The sequence below is a fragment of the Nocardioides asiaticus genome (assembly GCF_040049175.1).
Classification (GTDB): domain Bacteria; phylum Actinomycetota; class Actinomycetes; order Propionibacteriales; family Nocardioidaceae; genus Nocardioides; species Nocardioides cheoyonin.
On sequence record NZ_JBDZDM010000003.1, the window covers coordinates 345,866 to 359,917 of the forward strand.

Below are 14,052 nucleotides of genomic sequence, written 5' to 3' on the forward strand. Positions count from 1 at the left end.
CGGGGCACGTGTCGCTGCCCGAACGGGTCCGCTCGCCATGGTGGGAGCTGGGCCGGAGGCTGCTCATGGCGGTCGGCATCCTCGTCGGCACGGTCGTCCTCGTGTACGCCGACCGGCACGCGTACGCCGACAACGCGCACCCGGGCCGGCCGATCACGCTGCTCGACTCGATCTACTACACGACCGTCACGCTGAGCACGACCGGCTACGGCGACATCGCGCCGGTCGAGGAGCACGCCAGGCTGATCAACGCGTTCGTCGTCACCCCGGCTCGCATCGGCTTCCTGGTCCTGTTGATCGGCACCACCCTGGAGGTGCTGGCCAGCCGCGGCCGGGAGATGATCCGGGTATCCCGATGGAGGAGGAACATGGGCCACCACGTCGTCGTCATCGGCTACGGCACCAAGGGACGCAGCGCGGTCGAGACGCTGGTCAACAACGGCCAGGACCGCGAGCAGATCGTCGTCGTCGACCCGAGCACCGGCGCGCTGCAGGACGCGCACGCCGACGGCCTCGCGGTCGTGACCGGCGACGCGACCCGTCGCGACGTCCTCATCCGGGCCGGGGTCGGCACCGCCGACCAGGTCATCATCACGACCAACCGCGACGACTCCAACGTGCTGGCGATCCTGACGGTGCGCCAGCTCAACCCGAACTCCTGGATCGTCGCCGCAGCGCGCGAGCAGGAGAACGCACCGCTGATGAAGCAGTCCGGCGCCGACTCGGTCATCACCTCCTCCGACGCGGTCGGCCGGCTCCTCGGCCTGTCGTCGCTCTCGCCGATGCTCGGCCAGGTGATGGAGGACCTGCTGACCTACGGCGAGGGCCTCGAGGTGGCCGAGCGTGACCTGCTGGTCAGCGAGGTGGGCAGGCAGCCGCAGCACCTCGACGACCAGGTGATCGCGGTGGTCCGCGACGAGAAGGTGTTCCGCTACTTCGACCCCGTGGTCAGCCAGCTCGCCCGCGGCGACCGGCTCATCGTCGTACGCCCCGCCAAGGAGCTGCCGTGGGCTCCTCGCCCGGGGACGCACGACGAGGACTTCGCGACCGACGACTCCTGACCTCACCTCACGGAAGGCCCGGGAAATAGGCTGAGCCGCTGGCGTCTCGGGTCACCAGCGGCTCAACAAGACCTAGATTAACCCGGCGTTCACGCGAAATCACGCGGACGCCGCGCGGGCGGCGAAGAGATGGCCCGGACGGGCCGGCGGACTAGTCCGAACGGGCTATGCCGCGGGACCGCCGGTCCCGGCGCGTGGCCCGCATCCGGCGCAGCCGGCGGACCAGCAGCGGGTCGTGGTCGAGCGCCTCGGGCCGGTCGATGAGCGCGTTGAGCGCCCGGTGGTAGTCGGCCGGGGTGAGGCCGAACTGCTCGCGGACGGCGGCGTCGCGGCCCCCGGCGTACGACCACCAGGAGCGCTCGAACTCCAGCATCCGGCGCTCCCGCTCGGTGAGCCCGGGGGAGGCGGCGGAGCGCTCGTCGGGTGCCTCGGTCATGGGTCAAGTCTCCCAGCCCGGCGTGCGACGCGGCCCGCCGGGCCGGGCCGCCGGGGCCGGCCGAGGATTCTTGCGACTTCTTGCACTGCACATTTGTGGGGACAGCACTCCGTTGACCGGCAACTTTGCGGCGCGACAGATTCACGGCCGAGAACCATTTCGGGGGGGTTCGTCGCAGGACGGGCTCGGGACGAGGAGTCTGCGATGGACAGACGCGTTGCGGGGGGCTTGGCGGCGGTCCTCGTCGCGGCCGTGGCGGTCGTGGCGGTGCCCACCGGCGCCGACGCCGCCACGGGCAAGCCGAAGGGCAGCACCGGGGCTCCGACCAAGAGCGCGGGCCCGGCGAAGAACGCCCAGGGCCCCGGTCTGGCGCAGGGCAAGCCGGACATCGCTGCAGCCAAGGACGCCGCGTCCGCGCTCGTCGCGAGGAAGCCCGCGGTGCTCAAGCTGGCCGCGGGCGACAAGGCGGTGGCCCAGCCGGTGGTCACCTCCCACGGCCTGACCTACCTGCCGTACCAGCGCACCCACGACGGTCTGCGGGTCGTCGGCGGTGACTTCGTGGTCGCGACCGACAGCGACGGCGACGTGGTCGCGACCACGGTCGCGCAGGGCCGGAAGGTCTCGCTGGCGACCACGACGCCGGCGATCACGAAGGCGCGCGCCCGCGCAGTCTCCAAGGGCCTCGTGAAGCACCCCTCGCTCGAGGGGACCGACCTCGTTGTCCTGCAGAAGGGCGGCTCGCACCTGGCGTACGAGACGATCGTGGACGGGACGACCGCCACGGGCGCCCCCTCGCGCCTGTCGGTCTACGTCGATGCCGCCAGCGGCACGGTGCTCGAGACGAAGCAGCACGTCCTGTACGGCGACGGCACCGCCCACTGGAGCGGGCCGAACCCGGTGCACCTCGACACGACGCAGAGCGGGTCGACGTACTCGATGACCGATCCGGACGAGCCGACCCTGAAGTGCCAGAACGCCGCCAACAACACGACGTACACCGGCTCCGACGACACCTGGGGCAACAGCGACGGCACCAACCGGGAGACCGGCTGCGTCGACGCTCTCTACAGCATCCAGCAGGAGAAGGCGATGCTCGCCGACTGGCTCGGCCGGGACGGCATGGACGGCAGCGGCGGCTGGGTGCCGATCCGGGTGGGCGACCAGGAGGAGAACGCCTACTACGACGGCACCCAGGTGCAGATCGGCTACAACGAGAACGGCGAGTGGATCGGCTCGATCGACGTCGCCGCCCACGAGTTCGGCCACGGCGTCGACGACCACACCCCGGGCGGGATCTCCGGCGGCGGCACGCAGGAGTTCGTCGCCGACACGTTCGGCGCCGCCACCGAGTGGTACGACGACCAGGGCGCCGACTACGACGCCCCGGACTTCACCGTCGGCGAGCAGGTCGACCTGGTCGGCTCCGGGCCGATCCGCTACATGTACGACCCGTCCCAGGCGGGCGACGACAACTGCTACTCGTCCTCCACGCCGACCGACGAGGTGCACGCGGCGGCCGGGCCGGGCAACCACTGGTTCTACCTGCTGGCGGAGGGCTCGAGCCCCACCGACGGCCAGCCGGAGAGCCCGACCTGCGACGGCTCGTCGGTCTCCGGCGTCGGGATCCAGAAGGCGATCACGATCATGTACAACGCGATGCTGCTCAAGACCAGCTCGTCGTCGTACCTGAAGTACCGCACCTGGACCCTGACCGCCGCGAAGAGCCTGTACCCGGACAGCTGCACCGAGTTCGACGCCGTGAAGGCGGCCTGGGACGCCGTCTCGGTGCCCGCCCAGTCCGGTGACCCGACCTGCGGGGACGGCGACGGCGGCGGCGGCGGGGGCGGCGGCTCCGGCTCCTGCTCCGGCAACGTGCTGGCCAACCCGGGCTTCGAGTCCGGCAGCACGGGCTGGACCGCGAGCAGCGGGGTCATCGACAGCTCGAGCGACGCGCCCGCACACAGCGGCAGCTACAAGGCCTGGATGGACGGCTACGGGAGGACCCACACCGACACGCTGAGCCAGTCGGTCACGATCCCGTCCGGGTGCTCGGCGAGCCTGACGTTCTACCTGTACGTCGCGAGCAACGAGACGTCGAGCTCGACGGCGTACGACAAGCTGACGGTGAAGGCCGGGTCGACCACCCTGGCGACGTACTCGAACCTCAACGAGTCGTCGGGCTACGTGAAGAAGACCATCAGCCTCAGCTCGAAGGCCGGGACGACCTTCACGCTGGGCTTCACCGGAACCGAGGACAGCTCGCTGGCGACGAGCTTCCTCGTGGACGACACCGCGGTCACGCTCAGTTGACAGTCCGCGCCGGGCTGGCGGGGCAGCCCCGGCGCGGCACGTGACCGCGGTGGCGGGGGGAAACGGCAGCGGCCGCTCTCGGGGGAGGCGGCCGCTGTCGTTCCGCCGTACGAGCCCCGAAACATTTAGTTAGCGTGCCGCAAGTAAATTGCGCCCGTGAGCCCAGCCCCGACACCGACCACCGCGCAGAAGCGGATCCAGGCCGACCACCCGCACTACAAGTGGATCGCCCTCTCCAACACCACGCTCGGCATCCTGATCGCGACGATCAACAGCTCGATCGTGATCATCTCCCTGCCGGCGATCTTCAACGGGATCGACCTCGACCCGCTCGGGGCGGGCAACGTCAGCTACCTGCTGTGGATGATCATGGGCTTCCTGGTCGTCTCTGCCGTCCTGGTGGTGATGCTCGGGCGGCTGGGCGACGTCTACGGGCGGGTGAAGATCTACAACCTCGGGTTCGTGGTCTTCTCACTCGCCTCGGTGTTCCTCTCGCTCGACCCGTTCCACGGCGGGACCGGCGCGATGTGGCTCATCGTCGGCCGGGTCATCCAGGGCATCGGCGGGTCGATGCTGTTCGCCAACTCCACCGCGATCCTCACCGACGCCTTCCCCGCCGAGCAGCGCGGGATGGCGCTCGGCATCAACAACGTCGCGGCGGTCGCCGGCTCGTTCATCGGGCTGATCGTCGGCGGCGTGCTCTCCGAGGTCGACTGGCGGCTGGTCTTCTGGGTCTCGGTCCCGATCGGCGTCCTCGGCACGGTCTGGTCCTACAAGTCGCTGCACGAGACCGGCACACGCCGCCAGGGCGGCCTCGACCTGCCCGGCAACCTGACCTTCGCGATCGGGCTGACCGCCCTGCTGGTCGCGATCACCTACGGCATCCAGCCGTACGGCGACAGCACGATGGGCTGGGGCAACCCCTGGGTCCTCGGCGGGATGATCGGCGGCGTCGCGCTGCTCGTCGCCTTCTGCATCATCGAGACGAAGGTCCACGACCCGATGTTCGCGATGAGCCTCTTCAGGATCAGGCCGTTCTGGGCCGGCAACCTCGCCGGGCTGCTCTCCTCGGTCGCCCGCGGCGGCATGCAGTTCATGCTCATCATCTGGCTGCAGGGCATCTGGCTGCCGCGCCACGGCTACTCCTACGAGTCGACGCCGCTGTGGGCCGGCATCTACATGCTGCCGCTGACGATCGGGTTCCTCGTGGCGGGGCCGCTGTCCGGCGTACTCTCCGACCGGTTCGGCGCCCGGCTCTTCGCCGCCGGCGGGATGCTCGGCGTCGCGGTGACGTTCGTCGGCCTGTTGCTGATCCCGGTCGACTTCCCGTACTGGATCTTCGCGCTCATCCTGCTCGTCAACGGGCTGACCTCGGGGCTCTTCGCCGCGCCGAACGTCTCCGCGATCATGAACTCCGTCCCGGCCAACCAGCGCGGGGCCGCGTCCGGCATGCGCGGGACGTTCTTCAACGCCGGCTCCTCGCTGTCGATCGGTGTGTTCTTCTCGCTGATGATCGCCGGGCTCGCCGCGAAGCTGCCCGACACCATGACGGCGGGGCTGCAGGCCCACGGTGTCTCGGAGCAGGCGGCGACGGCGGCCGGGCAGATGCCGCCGGTGTCGTCGCTCTTCGCCTCCTTCCTCGGCTTCAACCCGATCGAGACGATCCTCGACCAGCTTCAGGGGGCGGGCATCCCGCTCGGCGACCCGGACCTCGACACGCTGACCGGCAAGACGTTCTTCCCCCAGCTGATGTCCGAGCCGTTCCACCACGGCCTCGTGGTGGTCTTCGCCGCGGCCGCCGTCATGTGCGTCCTCGCCGCGATCGCCTCGCTCGTCGCGGGAGGCAAGTACGTCCACGAGGACGAGCCGGTCATCGCCGAGACCGCCGCGGGCGTCGCGATCCCCGAGGAGGAGTGAGGCCGGGCTCAGTCGACGCCGAGGCCGTGGTCGCGCGCGGTCGCGATCGCCGCTGACCGGCTCTCGACGTGAAGCTTCGCGAGGACGGCGGAGACCCGGTTGCGGACCGTCTTCTCGGCCAGGAAGAGCCGGCGGGCGATCGCCGTGTTGTCCAGGCCGCGGGCCATCAGGTCCAGCACCCGGTGCTCGGCCTCGGTCAGCTGCGGGAACGCCGACCGCGCCTCAGCCCTGACCAGGTCGGGTACGCCGGCGGCGACCCCGGCCGCGACGATGAGCTCGCCGTGGCCGACCGCCTCCAGGGCGCGGGCGATGTCCCCGCGGGACGCCTCCTTGAGGAGGTAGCCGCGCGCGCCCGCGGTCAGCGCGGCCTGGAGGCTGGCCGGGTCCTGGCTCATGGTCAGCACGAGCACCGCCGTACCGGGGTGGTCGCGGACGACCAGCCGGGTCGCTTCGACGCCGCCCAGTGCGGGCATGGCCAGGTCCATGAGGACCACGTCGGGACGGTGCTCGGCCACCGCGGCGACGGCCTCGAGGCCGTCGCCGGCCTCGGCGACCACGGCGACCCCGAGGTCCTCGAGCACGCCGCGTAGGCCGTCGCGGTAGACGGGGTGGTCGTCGGCGATCACCGCGCGGGTCATCGGCTGGCCTCCGGGGCCGGCTGCTCGGCGCCGCGGGGGACCGGGACGCGCGCCCGGACGACCGTGCCGCCGCCCGGGCGCTCGGTGACCTCCAGGCGGCCGCCGACCTCGCTCGCCCGCTCGCGGATGCTCCGCAGTCCGACGCCGGGGGCGGCGTCGGGTGCGATGCCGTGGCCGTCGTCGCTGGCCTCGACGACCAGCCACGCCTCCTCGCGGCGCAGCGACAGGCAGCAGCTGCGGCACCCGGAGTGCCTGACCGCGTTGGTGACGGCCTCCGCCGCGATGCGGTACGCCGCCACCTCGGTCGCCGGCGGCAGCGATCCGGTCCCCGTGGCGCTGAGGGTGACGCGCGAGCCGTAGGGCTCGACGAGCTGCTCGAGGGCCCCGACGAGTCCGAGCTCGTCCAGGGCCGGTGGTCGCAGGTCCTCCATCACCCGGCGCAGGTCGCTGACCGTCTCTCGCAGTTGGCCGGCCAGCCACTCGGCCCGGTGGGCCAGCTCCGGATCGGTGCCCGGAGCCTGCGGGAGCCGCGCGGTGACGCCGTCCAGCTGCATCGCCATCGCCGCCAACCGCGGGCCGATGCTGTCGTGCAGGTCGCGGCGCAGCCGCAGCCGTTCCTCCTCACGGGCGGCGACCAGCTGCTCTCGGCTGCGCTGGAGGTCGTGCAGGAGGGCCGCTGAGCCGAGCAGCACGCCGGCGCGGTGGGCGAGGTCGTCGAGCACGGCACGCTCCGAGGGCGAGAACTCCTCGCCCGCGCGGCGGTGGCCGACGACGAGGCTCCCGACCTGCTCCGACCGGTCCCGCACCCGCCACTGCTCGGTGTCGCCGACCGGGCTGCCGTCCCGCAGGACGGGCAGCCGGTCGTCGCTCGGGAGGACGGCGAGATACGGCAGCCGCAGTGCGGTCCGTACGCCGGCGAGGACCTGGGCCAGGGCGTCGACCGGCCCGGTCGCCAGGTCGAGGCGCCCGTGGACGCGCCGCAGGACGGCGTACGGGTCTCCCCGCTCGCCGAACACGAGCCGGTCGACCAGGCGCTGGAGCTGGTCGCGGGCGGCCGCCGCCGCGACGGCGGTGAGCGCGATCGCGGCGTACGTCAGCCGGCGGCCGGTGGGCAGCGTGCCCGCGCCCGCCACCGTGGCGGCGTACGCGACGAGAAGGAGGCCGGTGAGCGGCGCGTAGACGAGAGTGCGGCTGAGGGCGGTGCCGATGTCGAAGAGCCGGTGCCGGACGATCCCGGCGGCCATGGCCGCCAGCAGCAGGACCAGCCCCGCGCAGAAGGCCGCCGACGAGACACGACCGCTGGTGACGGAGCCGACCGCCACCGCGAGCACGAGGCACACGACGCCGAGGGCGAGCCACTGCATCCGCGCCCGCTCCTCGCCGGAGGAGCGGCGCAGCCGCAGCAGCACGGCGACGAGCCCGAAGCCGCCGGCGCCGATCATCGCGGCCTCCGCGCTGACGAGGGTGGTGACGTTGAGCCAGTCGCCGTCGTCGAGTGCCAGCGGGTTGCGGAGGGCGGGGGCGGCATCGGTCCCGATCGGGGCGAGCATCCGCGCGAGGATCCCGACGGCGATCAGACCCACCACCGTCGCGCGCAGCCGGCGCCACACCCTCGCCTCGCTCGGGAGCCGACCGTCGGGGAAGTGCAACGGCACCAGGCCGACGAGGACGAAGTAGGGCCAGTACCCCCAGATCGCGAGCCAGGCGCAGGCCTTCCAGCCGACCGGGTCGGACCCGGGAAGCAGACTCAGGGCGGCGTACTGGCCGGCGAGGAGGTACGGCCCGATCCACGCCGTGGAGAGCAGCAGCCATCCGGCCCGGTTGCGCGGCTGGTGGGCGACGACGAGGGCGGCGACGAGGGGGTACGCCGTCCCGAGCACCACGTCCGCCGGGTCGAGCAGCACCCGGTGAGCGGTCCCCGCCGCCACGTGCCGGTGCAGCACGATCGCACCGACGGCGCAGCCGACCGAGGCCACCGCGAGCGCGGTCGCGACGGCCGGCGCGCGGCTCCCCGCCGGCGTACGGGCCATGGCCGCATCCTGCACCGCGACTGTCCCGGCCGGGAGGGTCCCTGGGGTCCTTCCTCAGAAGAGAGGACCGGTGTCCCTCGGAGACGGGACGGCGGGACGGCCACGCTCGTCGCGGGCCCGGCAGAGGGCCCCGGACACAAGCCTGGACACCCGTGGAGGAACAGATGACCCAGACCACCATGACCGAGCCGATGCAGGCGGCGACGCAGGCGACCCGCCGCTGGCCTCTGTGGGGGGTCGCGGCCGGCGCGACCGGTGCGATCGCCACCATCTTCACCACCGTCGCCGACGGCCGGAAGGGGATCGACGAGTCGGTCCTCGACGACGTCTCGCGGTCGACGTACCACCTCGGCGGCGGGCTCGGCGTCGTCAGCGTCGTCTGCCTGCTCGTGCTGGCCGCCTGCTGGCGGAGCGGCACGCAGGCGTACACGAGCCCGGGCGTACGTCTCGTCGCCGACTGCCTGGTCGCGTCGGCGGGCGCCCTCTCACTGGGCTACGGATGGAAGCTGTCGATGGCGCTCTACCTGCCGGGCGGGGTCAACGAGGGCCAGTTCGGCAAGGAGGGCCTGTTCGTCTACTACGTGCTCAACGACTTCGGGCCCTACCTCGGCTGGCTCCCGGTCGTCGTCGCCTCCGGCGCCATGGCCTGGGTGGGCTTCCGCGAGGGCCTGGTGTCGCGCTGGCTCGCCGCGGTCAGCGTGCTGCCGCCGCTCGTCGTCCTGGTCATGGCCATCGCGCTCGGGATCGCCGGGTTCCCGGGCATCGTCGGGCCGATCTGGCTGGTGGTGGCGTTCCTCGGGCTGACCCTCGGCAGGCACCGCCTCACGGGGCGCCGTTGAGACCGACGCTCAGCCGCGCGCGGTGAGGACGAGGGGACCGTCCTCGGTGATCGCGACGGTGTGCTCCATGTGGGCGCCCCGGGAGCCGTCGACGCTGCGGAGAGTCCACCCGTCGGGGTCGGTGTAGATCTCGTCGGTCGTGTGGAGGAACCAGGGCTCGATCGCGATGACCAGGCCGGGTTGCAGCTTGAAGCCGCGGCCCGGCCTGCCGTCGTTGGGGACGTGCGGGTCGCCGTGCATCGTCCGGCCGACGCCGTGGCCGCCGAACTGGGTGTTGATCTTCAGCCCGGCGCCGCGGGCGACCGTCGCGATGGCGTGGGAGATGTCGCCGATCCGGTTGCCGGGCACCGCGGCGGCGATGCCTGCCTCGAGCGCGCGGCCGGTGGTCTCGATCAGGTCGAGGTCCTCCTGGCGGGGCGTGCCGACCACGACGGAGAGCGCGCTGTCGGAGACCCAGCCGTCGACGCTGGCGGCGAAGTCGACGCTCAGCAGGTCGCCGTCCCTGAGGTCGTAGTCGAACGGGAGTCCGTGGAGGACCGCGTCGTTGACGCTCGTGCAGAGCACCTTGCCGAACGGCATCGCGCCGAACGAGGGGTGGTAGTCGATGTAGCAGGACTCCGCGCCCCGGTCCTTGATCATCGTGTGCGCCAGCTCGTCGAGCTCGAGCAGGTTGACGCCGACGGCGGCCTTCTCGCCCAGCGCGGTGATGACGTCGGCGACGAAGCGGCCGGCCGGCTTCATCTGCTCGATCTGGGTCGGGGTGCGGAGTTCGATCACGCGGACAGGTTAGCCCGCGGAGCGCAGAGCAGCCGCCTTCGCGGCGAGGTGACGGTGCTCGGCCAGGTTGGCGGCCAGCCCGGCTGCCAGCTCGTACGCCGCCGCGGCGCCGGTCGCGTCGCCCGACAGCTCGAGCAGGTGGGCCTGTACGGCGGGGAGCCGCGGATGGTCGGCGAGCTCACCGGCCACGCCGTCGAGCACCTTCTGGGCGTCGGCCGGCCCGACGGCGTACGCCACGGCGACGGCGCGGTTGAGCGTCACGACCGGGCTGCCGGTGACCTGCTCGAGGAGGCCGTAGAGGGCGGCGATCTGCGCCCAGTCGGTGTCGGCCGCGGACGCGGCGCGGTCGTGGAGCGCGGCGATCGCGGCCTGGAGCTGGTACGGCCCCACGGAGCCGCTGCCGATCGCGGCGTCGAGGAGCCGGGTGCCCTCGAGGATCCGGTCGGGGTCCCACAGAGAGCGGTCCTGCTCGTCCAGCGGCACCAGGGCGCCCCGGCCGTCAACCCGGGCCGGCCGGCGGGCGTCGAGCAGCAGCATGAGCGCCAGCAGTCCGGTCAGCTCGGCGTGGCGGGGGAGCGCGGCGTGGGCGCGCCGCGCCAGCCGGATCGCCTCGAGGCACAGGTCGACCCGCTGGAGGCGGTCGCCCGCGGAGGCGACGTACCCCTCGTTGAAGAGGAGATAGAGCACCGTGAGCGCCGGGCCGACGCGGCCGTCCAGGGACCCGTCGAGGGCCAGCGGCTCACCGCGGATCGTCGCCTTCGCGCGGGAGATCCGCTGGGCCATGGTCCGCTCCGGGACGAGGTAGGCGCGCGCGATCTCCGCCGTCGTCAGGCCGCCGACGGCGCGCAGGGTCAGCGCGACGGCGGAGGTCGGGGTGAGCTTCGGGTGGCAGCAGAGCAGAAGGACCTCGAGCGAGTCGTCGACCGCGGTCGGCTGCGGGTCGGGAGGTTCGCGCAGCAGGTCGGCCCGCTCCCGCCGGGCGCGGGCGGCCTCGCTGCGCCGGGCGTCGATCAGGCGCCGCATCGCGGTGCTGACGAGCCAGCCCCGCGGCGCCTCGGGGACGCCGCGCTCGGGCCAGGCGCGGACCGCCTCGACGAGAGCCTCCTGCACGGCGTCCTCGGCCGCGTCGAAGTCCCCGCACCGCCGGGTCACCACGGCGACGACCTGCGGCACGAGGTGCCGCAGGTCGTCGTAGCCCGTGGAGGTCATGCGATCCCGTAGTCGTGGCGCACCTGGTCCGGGTCGGCGCCGTGGTACATCCGCCGCACCTGGATCGGCTGCTCGATCGGTCCGTTCGGACCGGGCACGGCCGAGAGCTGGGCGGCGATCTCGAGCGCGCGCTCCTCGGACTCGACGTCGACCATCGTGTAGCCGGCCACCCACTCCTTGAACTCCTGGAAGGGACCGTCGATCACGGTCGTGTCGGTGCCGTTCGAGGTGACGACGTGCGCTTGGTCCGGCGGGGTGAGCGCCTCCTCCACCACCAGCTCCCCGGACGCTTCGAGCGCCTTGGACAGCGCCGCGTAGTAGTCGAGGTGGGCAGCGACCACCTCCGGCGCCCAGTTGCTCATTCCGCCCGACGTGTCGTTGCCGAGCTGGTTGTCGACGATCAGCAGGTATCGAGGCATGGCTCTCATCCTCACTCGGTGGGCGCCCCGTCGGCGCCGTTCACGAGTAGAACGGAGCCGCCGGTGCGTTGTCGACATCCTCCGTCGAAAGACGTGCGCCGCCGAGGACGCGAGCGATCATGCGGTCCTCGTCGGCGCGAGCACCCGCACCGGCTCGCCCGCGAGCCACGCGGCGACGTCCTCGACCGCCTGGGTGAAGAAGCGGGTGTAGTTGGCCTCGGAGACGTAGCCGAGGTGCGGCGTGGCCAGGACGTTCGGCAGGCTCCGGAACGGGTCGTCGGGTGGCAGCGGCTCGACGTCGAAGACGTCCAGCCCGGCGCCCGCGATCCGGCGGGTCGCGAGTGCGTCGACCAGGGCAGCGGTGTCGACGAGCCCGGCGCGCGAGGTGTTGACCAGGAACGCGGTGTGCTTCATCAGCGCGAGGTCGTCGTCGGCGACGATCCCGCGGGTGGAGTCGGACAGGACCAGGTGGAGCGAGACGACGTCGCTGGTCGCCATCAGCTCGTCCTTCGGCACGAGGCGTACGCCGGCCGCGGCCGCGCGGTCCTCGGTGAGGTGTGGGCTCCACCCCACGACGTCCATCCCGAACGCCTGACCGACCGCGGCGACGCGGCTCCCGATCCTCCCGAGCCCGACCAGGCCGAGCCGGGCGCCCTCGAGGTCGACGCCGACGGTCTGCTGCCAGCGCTCGCCGCGGCGCAGCCCGGTCGCCTCGGTCAGCAGGTGCCGCGTCAGGCCGTGGATGAGCGCCCAGGTCAGCTCCACCGGCGGCGTCGAGCTGCTCTCGGTGCCGCACACGGTCACGCCGCGCTCCGCGGCCGCGTCGAGGTCGATCGAGGCGTTGCGCATCCCGGTCGTGACCAGCAGCCGCAGGTCCGGCAGCCGCTCCAGCAGCGTGGCCGGGAACGGCGTACGCTCCCGCATCGCGACGACGATCTCCGTACCGGCGAGGAGGTCGACGAGCTCCTCGCCCTGGCGGTGGTCGCCCACCGTGACGGTCTCGACGCCCGGGAGCGAGCCCCAGTCGGCGTACGCCGCCGCCACGTCCTGGTAGTCGTCGAGGATCACACAGCGCAGGGTCACGAACGCCAACCTAGCCGGTGGCCTTCCTCTGCTCAGAGCGGATCCGCCCACGGTGGAACCCCTGGGATCCGACCGACCCGGCGGTCAGGCTCGAGGGCATGACGACCCAGACTCCCGAGCGCCTCACCGGTCCGCTCGACGACCAGCTCACCACCCGCCTGCTCCACCAGCGGATCATCGTCCTCGGCCAGGAGGTCGACGACGCCATCGCCAACCGGCTCTGCGCCGAGCTCCTCCTGCTGTCGGCGGAGGACCCGCGCCGCGACATCAGCCTCTACATCAACTCGCCCGGCGGCTCGGTGACCGCCGGCCTGGCCATCTACGACACGATGCGGCTGATCCCCAACGACGTCTCCACGCTCGCGATGGGGCTGGCGGCGAGCATGGGGCAGTTCCTGCTCACGGCAGGTACGCCGGGGAAGCGGTTCGCGCTGCCCCACGCGGAGGTGCTGCTCCACCAGGGCTCCGCCGGCATCGGCGGCAGCGCGATCGACATCGAGATCCAGGCCGAGCGGCTGCAGCGGTCCAAGGACCTCATGATGCGGCTCACCGCCGAGCACACCGGCCAGCCGGCCGAGAAGGTCGAGCAGGACGCCCTGCGCGACAAGTGGTTCACCGCCGAGGAGGCCCGCGACTACGGGCTGGTGGACGAGGTCCTCACCGACGTCCGCTCCGTCGCCCCGGCCCACCGCGGTGTCTCCTTCGGGATGGGGGAGCAGCAGCCATGAGCCAGTACACGATCCCCTCCGTCGTCGAGAAGACCCTGCACGGCGAGCGTGCCGTCGACATCTACAGCCGGCTCCTCACCGACCGGATCGTCTACATCGGCACGCCGATCGACGACGGCGTCGCCAACGTCGTGATCGCCCAGCTGCTCCATCTCGAGTCAGAGAGCCCGGACGCGGAGATCAACCTGTACCTCAACTCGCCGGGCGGCGACCCGACCGCCATGCTCGGGGTCTACGACACGATGCAGTTCGTCCGGGCGCCGGTCGCGACGACCTGCGTCGGGCAGGCGGCCGGCAGCGCGGCGGTCCTGCTCGCGGGCGGGTCCGTCGGCCGGCGTACGGTCCTGCCGCATGCGCGCGCCGTCCTGCAGCAGCCCGGCCAGGGCGTGCAGCGCGGCGACCTCCCCGACCTCCAGGTCGCCGCGAAGGAGATCACCCGGCTGCGCGCCGAGCTCGAGGCGATCCTCGCCCATCACACCGGGCGTACGACGGAGCAGGTCCGCGCCGACACCGACCGCGACCTGGTCCTCGGGGCGGAGGACGCGGTGGCGTACGGCCTCGTGGACGCCGTGCTGGAGAGCCGCAAGCTCCTCGGTGCTGTGTAG

General features: G+C 72.3%; 13 protein-coding genes. 6 read left to right on the forward strand and 7 right to left on the reverse strand.

Annotated features, from left to right (window positions below; genetic code table 11):
• Positions 1 to 65 precede the first annotated feature (65 nt).
• On the forward strand, positions 66 to 1,061 hold the full coding sequence (locus ABLE53_RS12215; RefSeq protein WP_425474880.1) for a potassium channel family protein: 996 nt from the start codon (positions 66 to 68) through the stop codon (positions 1,059 to 1,061).
• Between the two features lie 151 nt (positions 1,062 to 1,212).
• Here the strand turns inward: ABLE53_RS12215 and ABLE53_RS12220 are convergent, their stop codons facing one another.
• Positions 1,213 to 1,497: a DUF3263 domain-containing protein gene (locus ABLE53_RS12220; RefSeq protein WP_348859219.1), complete on the reverse strand. Its 285-nt coding sequence runs from the start codon at positions 1,495 to 1,497 to the stop codon at positions 1,213 to 1,215.
• Between the two features lie 204 nt (positions 1,498 to 1,701).
• On the opposite strand from ABLE53_RS12220, the gene ABLE53_RS12225 reads away from it, so the two are divergent.
• Both ABLE53_RS12225 and ABLE53_RS12230 read left to right on the forward strand, forming a co-directional pair.
• Complete coding sequence (locus ABLE53_RS12225) at positions 1,702 to 3,807, forward strand: M4 family metallopeptidase (protein WP_348859220.1); 2,106 nt, start codon at positions 1,702 to 1,704, stop codon at positions 3,805 to 3,807.
• A gap of 156 nt (positions 3,808 to 3,963) precedes the next feature.
• Positions 3,964 to 5,724: an MFS transporter gene (locus ABLE53_RS12230; protein ID WP_348859221.1), complete on the forward strand. Its 1,761-nt coding sequence runs from the start codon at positions 3,964 to 3,966 to the stop codon at positions 5,722 to 5,724.
• Between the two features lie 8 nt (positions 5,725 to 5,732).
• On the opposite strand, the gene ABLE53_RS12235 is transcribed toward ABLE53_RS12230, so the two are convergent.
• Both ABLE53_RS12235 and ABLE53_RS12240 read right to left on the reverse strand, forming a co-directional pair.
• Positions 5,733 to 6,362: a response regulator gene (locus tag ABLE53_RS12235; RefSeq protein WP_348859222.1), complete on the reverse strand. Its 630-nt coding sequence runs from the start codon at positions 6,360 to 6,362 to the stop codon at positions 5,733 to 5,735.
• The gene (locus ABLE53_RS12240; protein WP_348859223.1) at positions 6,359 to 8,392 is read right to left on the reverse strand and encodes a sensor histidine kinase; all 2,034 of its coding nucleotides are present in this window, start codon (positions 8,390 to 8,392) and stop codon (positions 6,359 to 6,361) included. Before ABLE53_RS12240 ends, ABLE53_RS12235 begins: the two co-directional genes overlap by 4 nt.
• A 164-nt stretch (positions 8,393 to 8,556) precedes the next feature.
• On the opposite strand from ABLE53_RS12240, the gene ABLE53_RS12245 reads away from it, so the two are divergent.
• Positions 8,557 to 9,231 (forward strand): hypothetical protein, encoded by a 675-nt coding sequence (locus ABLE53_RS12245; RefSeq protein WP_348859224.1) that lies wholly within the window; start codon positions 8,557 to 8,559, stop codon positions 9,229 to 9,231.
• 9 nt (positions 9,232 to 9,240) lie between these two features.
• Here the strand turns inward: ABLE53_RS12245 and map are convergent, their stop codons facing one another.
• From map to ABLE53_RS12265, 4 genes are all read right to left on the reverse strand, one after another.
• Positions 9,241 to 10,008 carry a type I methionyl aminopeptidase gene (gene map / locus ABLE53_RS12250; protein ID WP_348859225.1) on the reverse strand — a complete coding sequence of 256 codons (768 nt, stop codon included), beginning with the start codon at positions 10,006 to 10,008 and terminating at the stop codon, positions 9,241 to 9,243.
• Between the two features lie 9 nt (positions 10,009 to 10,017).
• Entirely contained in the window at positions 10,018 to 11,217 is a 1,200-nt protein-coding gene (locus ABLE53_RS12255; protein ID WP_348859226.1) for an RNA polymerase sigma factor, read from the reverse strand.
• Entirely contained in the window at positions 11,214 to 11,636 is a 423-nt protein-coding gene (locus ABLE53_RS12260) for a YciI family protein (RefSeq protein WP_348859227.1), read from the reverse strand. The genes ABLE53_RS12255 and ABLE53_RS12260 overlap by 4 nt, the downstream gene beginning before the upstream one ends.
• Positions 11,637 to 11,753: 117 nt before the next feature.
• The gene (locus tag ABLE53_RS12265; RefSeq protein WP_348859228.1) at positions 11,754 to 12,719 is read right to left on the reverse strand and encodes a D-2-hydroxyacid dehydrogenase family protein; all 966 of its coding nucleotides are present in this window, start codon (positions 12,717 to 12,719) and stop codon (positions 11,754 to 11,756) included.
• Positions 12,720 to 12,817: 98 nt separating this feature from the next.
• Between ABLE53_RS12265 and ABLE53_RS12270 the strand changes: the two genes are divergently transcribed.
• Together ABLE53_RS12270 and ABLE53_RS12275 are read left to right on the forward strand one after the other, a co-directional pair.
• Positions 12,818 to 13,447 carry an ATP-dependent Clp protease proteolytic subunit gene (locus ABLE53_RS12270; RefSeq protein WP_348859229.1) on the forward strand — a complete coding sequence of 210 codons (630 nt, stop codon included), beginning with the start codon at positions 12,818 to 12,820 and terminating at the stop codon, positions 13,445 to 13,447.
• Entirely contained in the window at positions 13,444 to 14,052 is a 609-nt protein-coding gene (locus tag ABLE53_RS12275; protein WP_348859230.1) for a ClpP family protease, read from the forward strand. Before ABLE53_RS12270 ends, ABLE53_RS12275 begins: the two co-directional genes overlap by 4 nt.

Bases quoted from the DNA above. Each gene is read 5' to 3' on its own strand.
- ABLE53_RS12275 (WP_348859230.1), top strand. From the start codon at position 13,444: ATGAGCCAGTACACGATCCCCTCCGTCGTCGAGAAGACCCTGCACGGC.
- ABLE53_RS12255 (WP_348859226.1), bottom strand. From the start codon at position 11,217: ATGACCTCCACGGGCTACGACGACCTGCGGCACCTCGTGCCGCAGGTC.
- ABLE53_RS12220 (WP_348859219.1), bottom strand. From the start codon at position 1,497: ATGACCGAGGCACCCGACGAGCGCTCCGCCGCCTCCCCCGGGCTCACC.
- ABLE53_RS12225 (WP_348859220.1), top strand. From the start codon at position 1,702: ATGGACAGACGCGTTGCGGGGGGCTTGGCGGCGGTCCTCGTCGCGGCC.
- ABLE53_RS12270 (WP_348859229.1), top strand. From the start codon at position 12,818: ATGACGACCCAGACTCCCGAGCGCCTCACCGGTCCGCTCGACGACCAG.
- ABLE53_RS12245 (WP_348859224.1), top strand. From the start codon at position 8,557: ATGACCCAGACCACCATGACCGAGCCGATGCAGGCGGCGACGCAGGCG.
- ABLE53_RS12240 (WP_348859223.1), bottom strand. From the start codon at position 8,392: ATGGCCCGTACGCCGGCGGGGAGCCGCGCGCCGGCCGTCGCGACCGCG.
- ABLE53_RS12215 (WP_425474880.1), top strand. From the start codon at position 66: ATGGCGGTCGGCATCCTCGTCGGCACGGTCGTCCTCGTGTACGCCGAC.
- ABLE53_RS12260 (WP_348859227.1), bottom strand. From the start codon at position 11,636: ATGCCTCGATACCTGCTGATCGTCGACAACCAGCTCGGCAACGACACG.
- ABLE53_RS12235 (WP_348859222.1), bottom strand. From the start codon at position 6,362: ATGACCCGCGCGGTGATCGCCGACGACCACCCCGTCTACCGCGACGGC.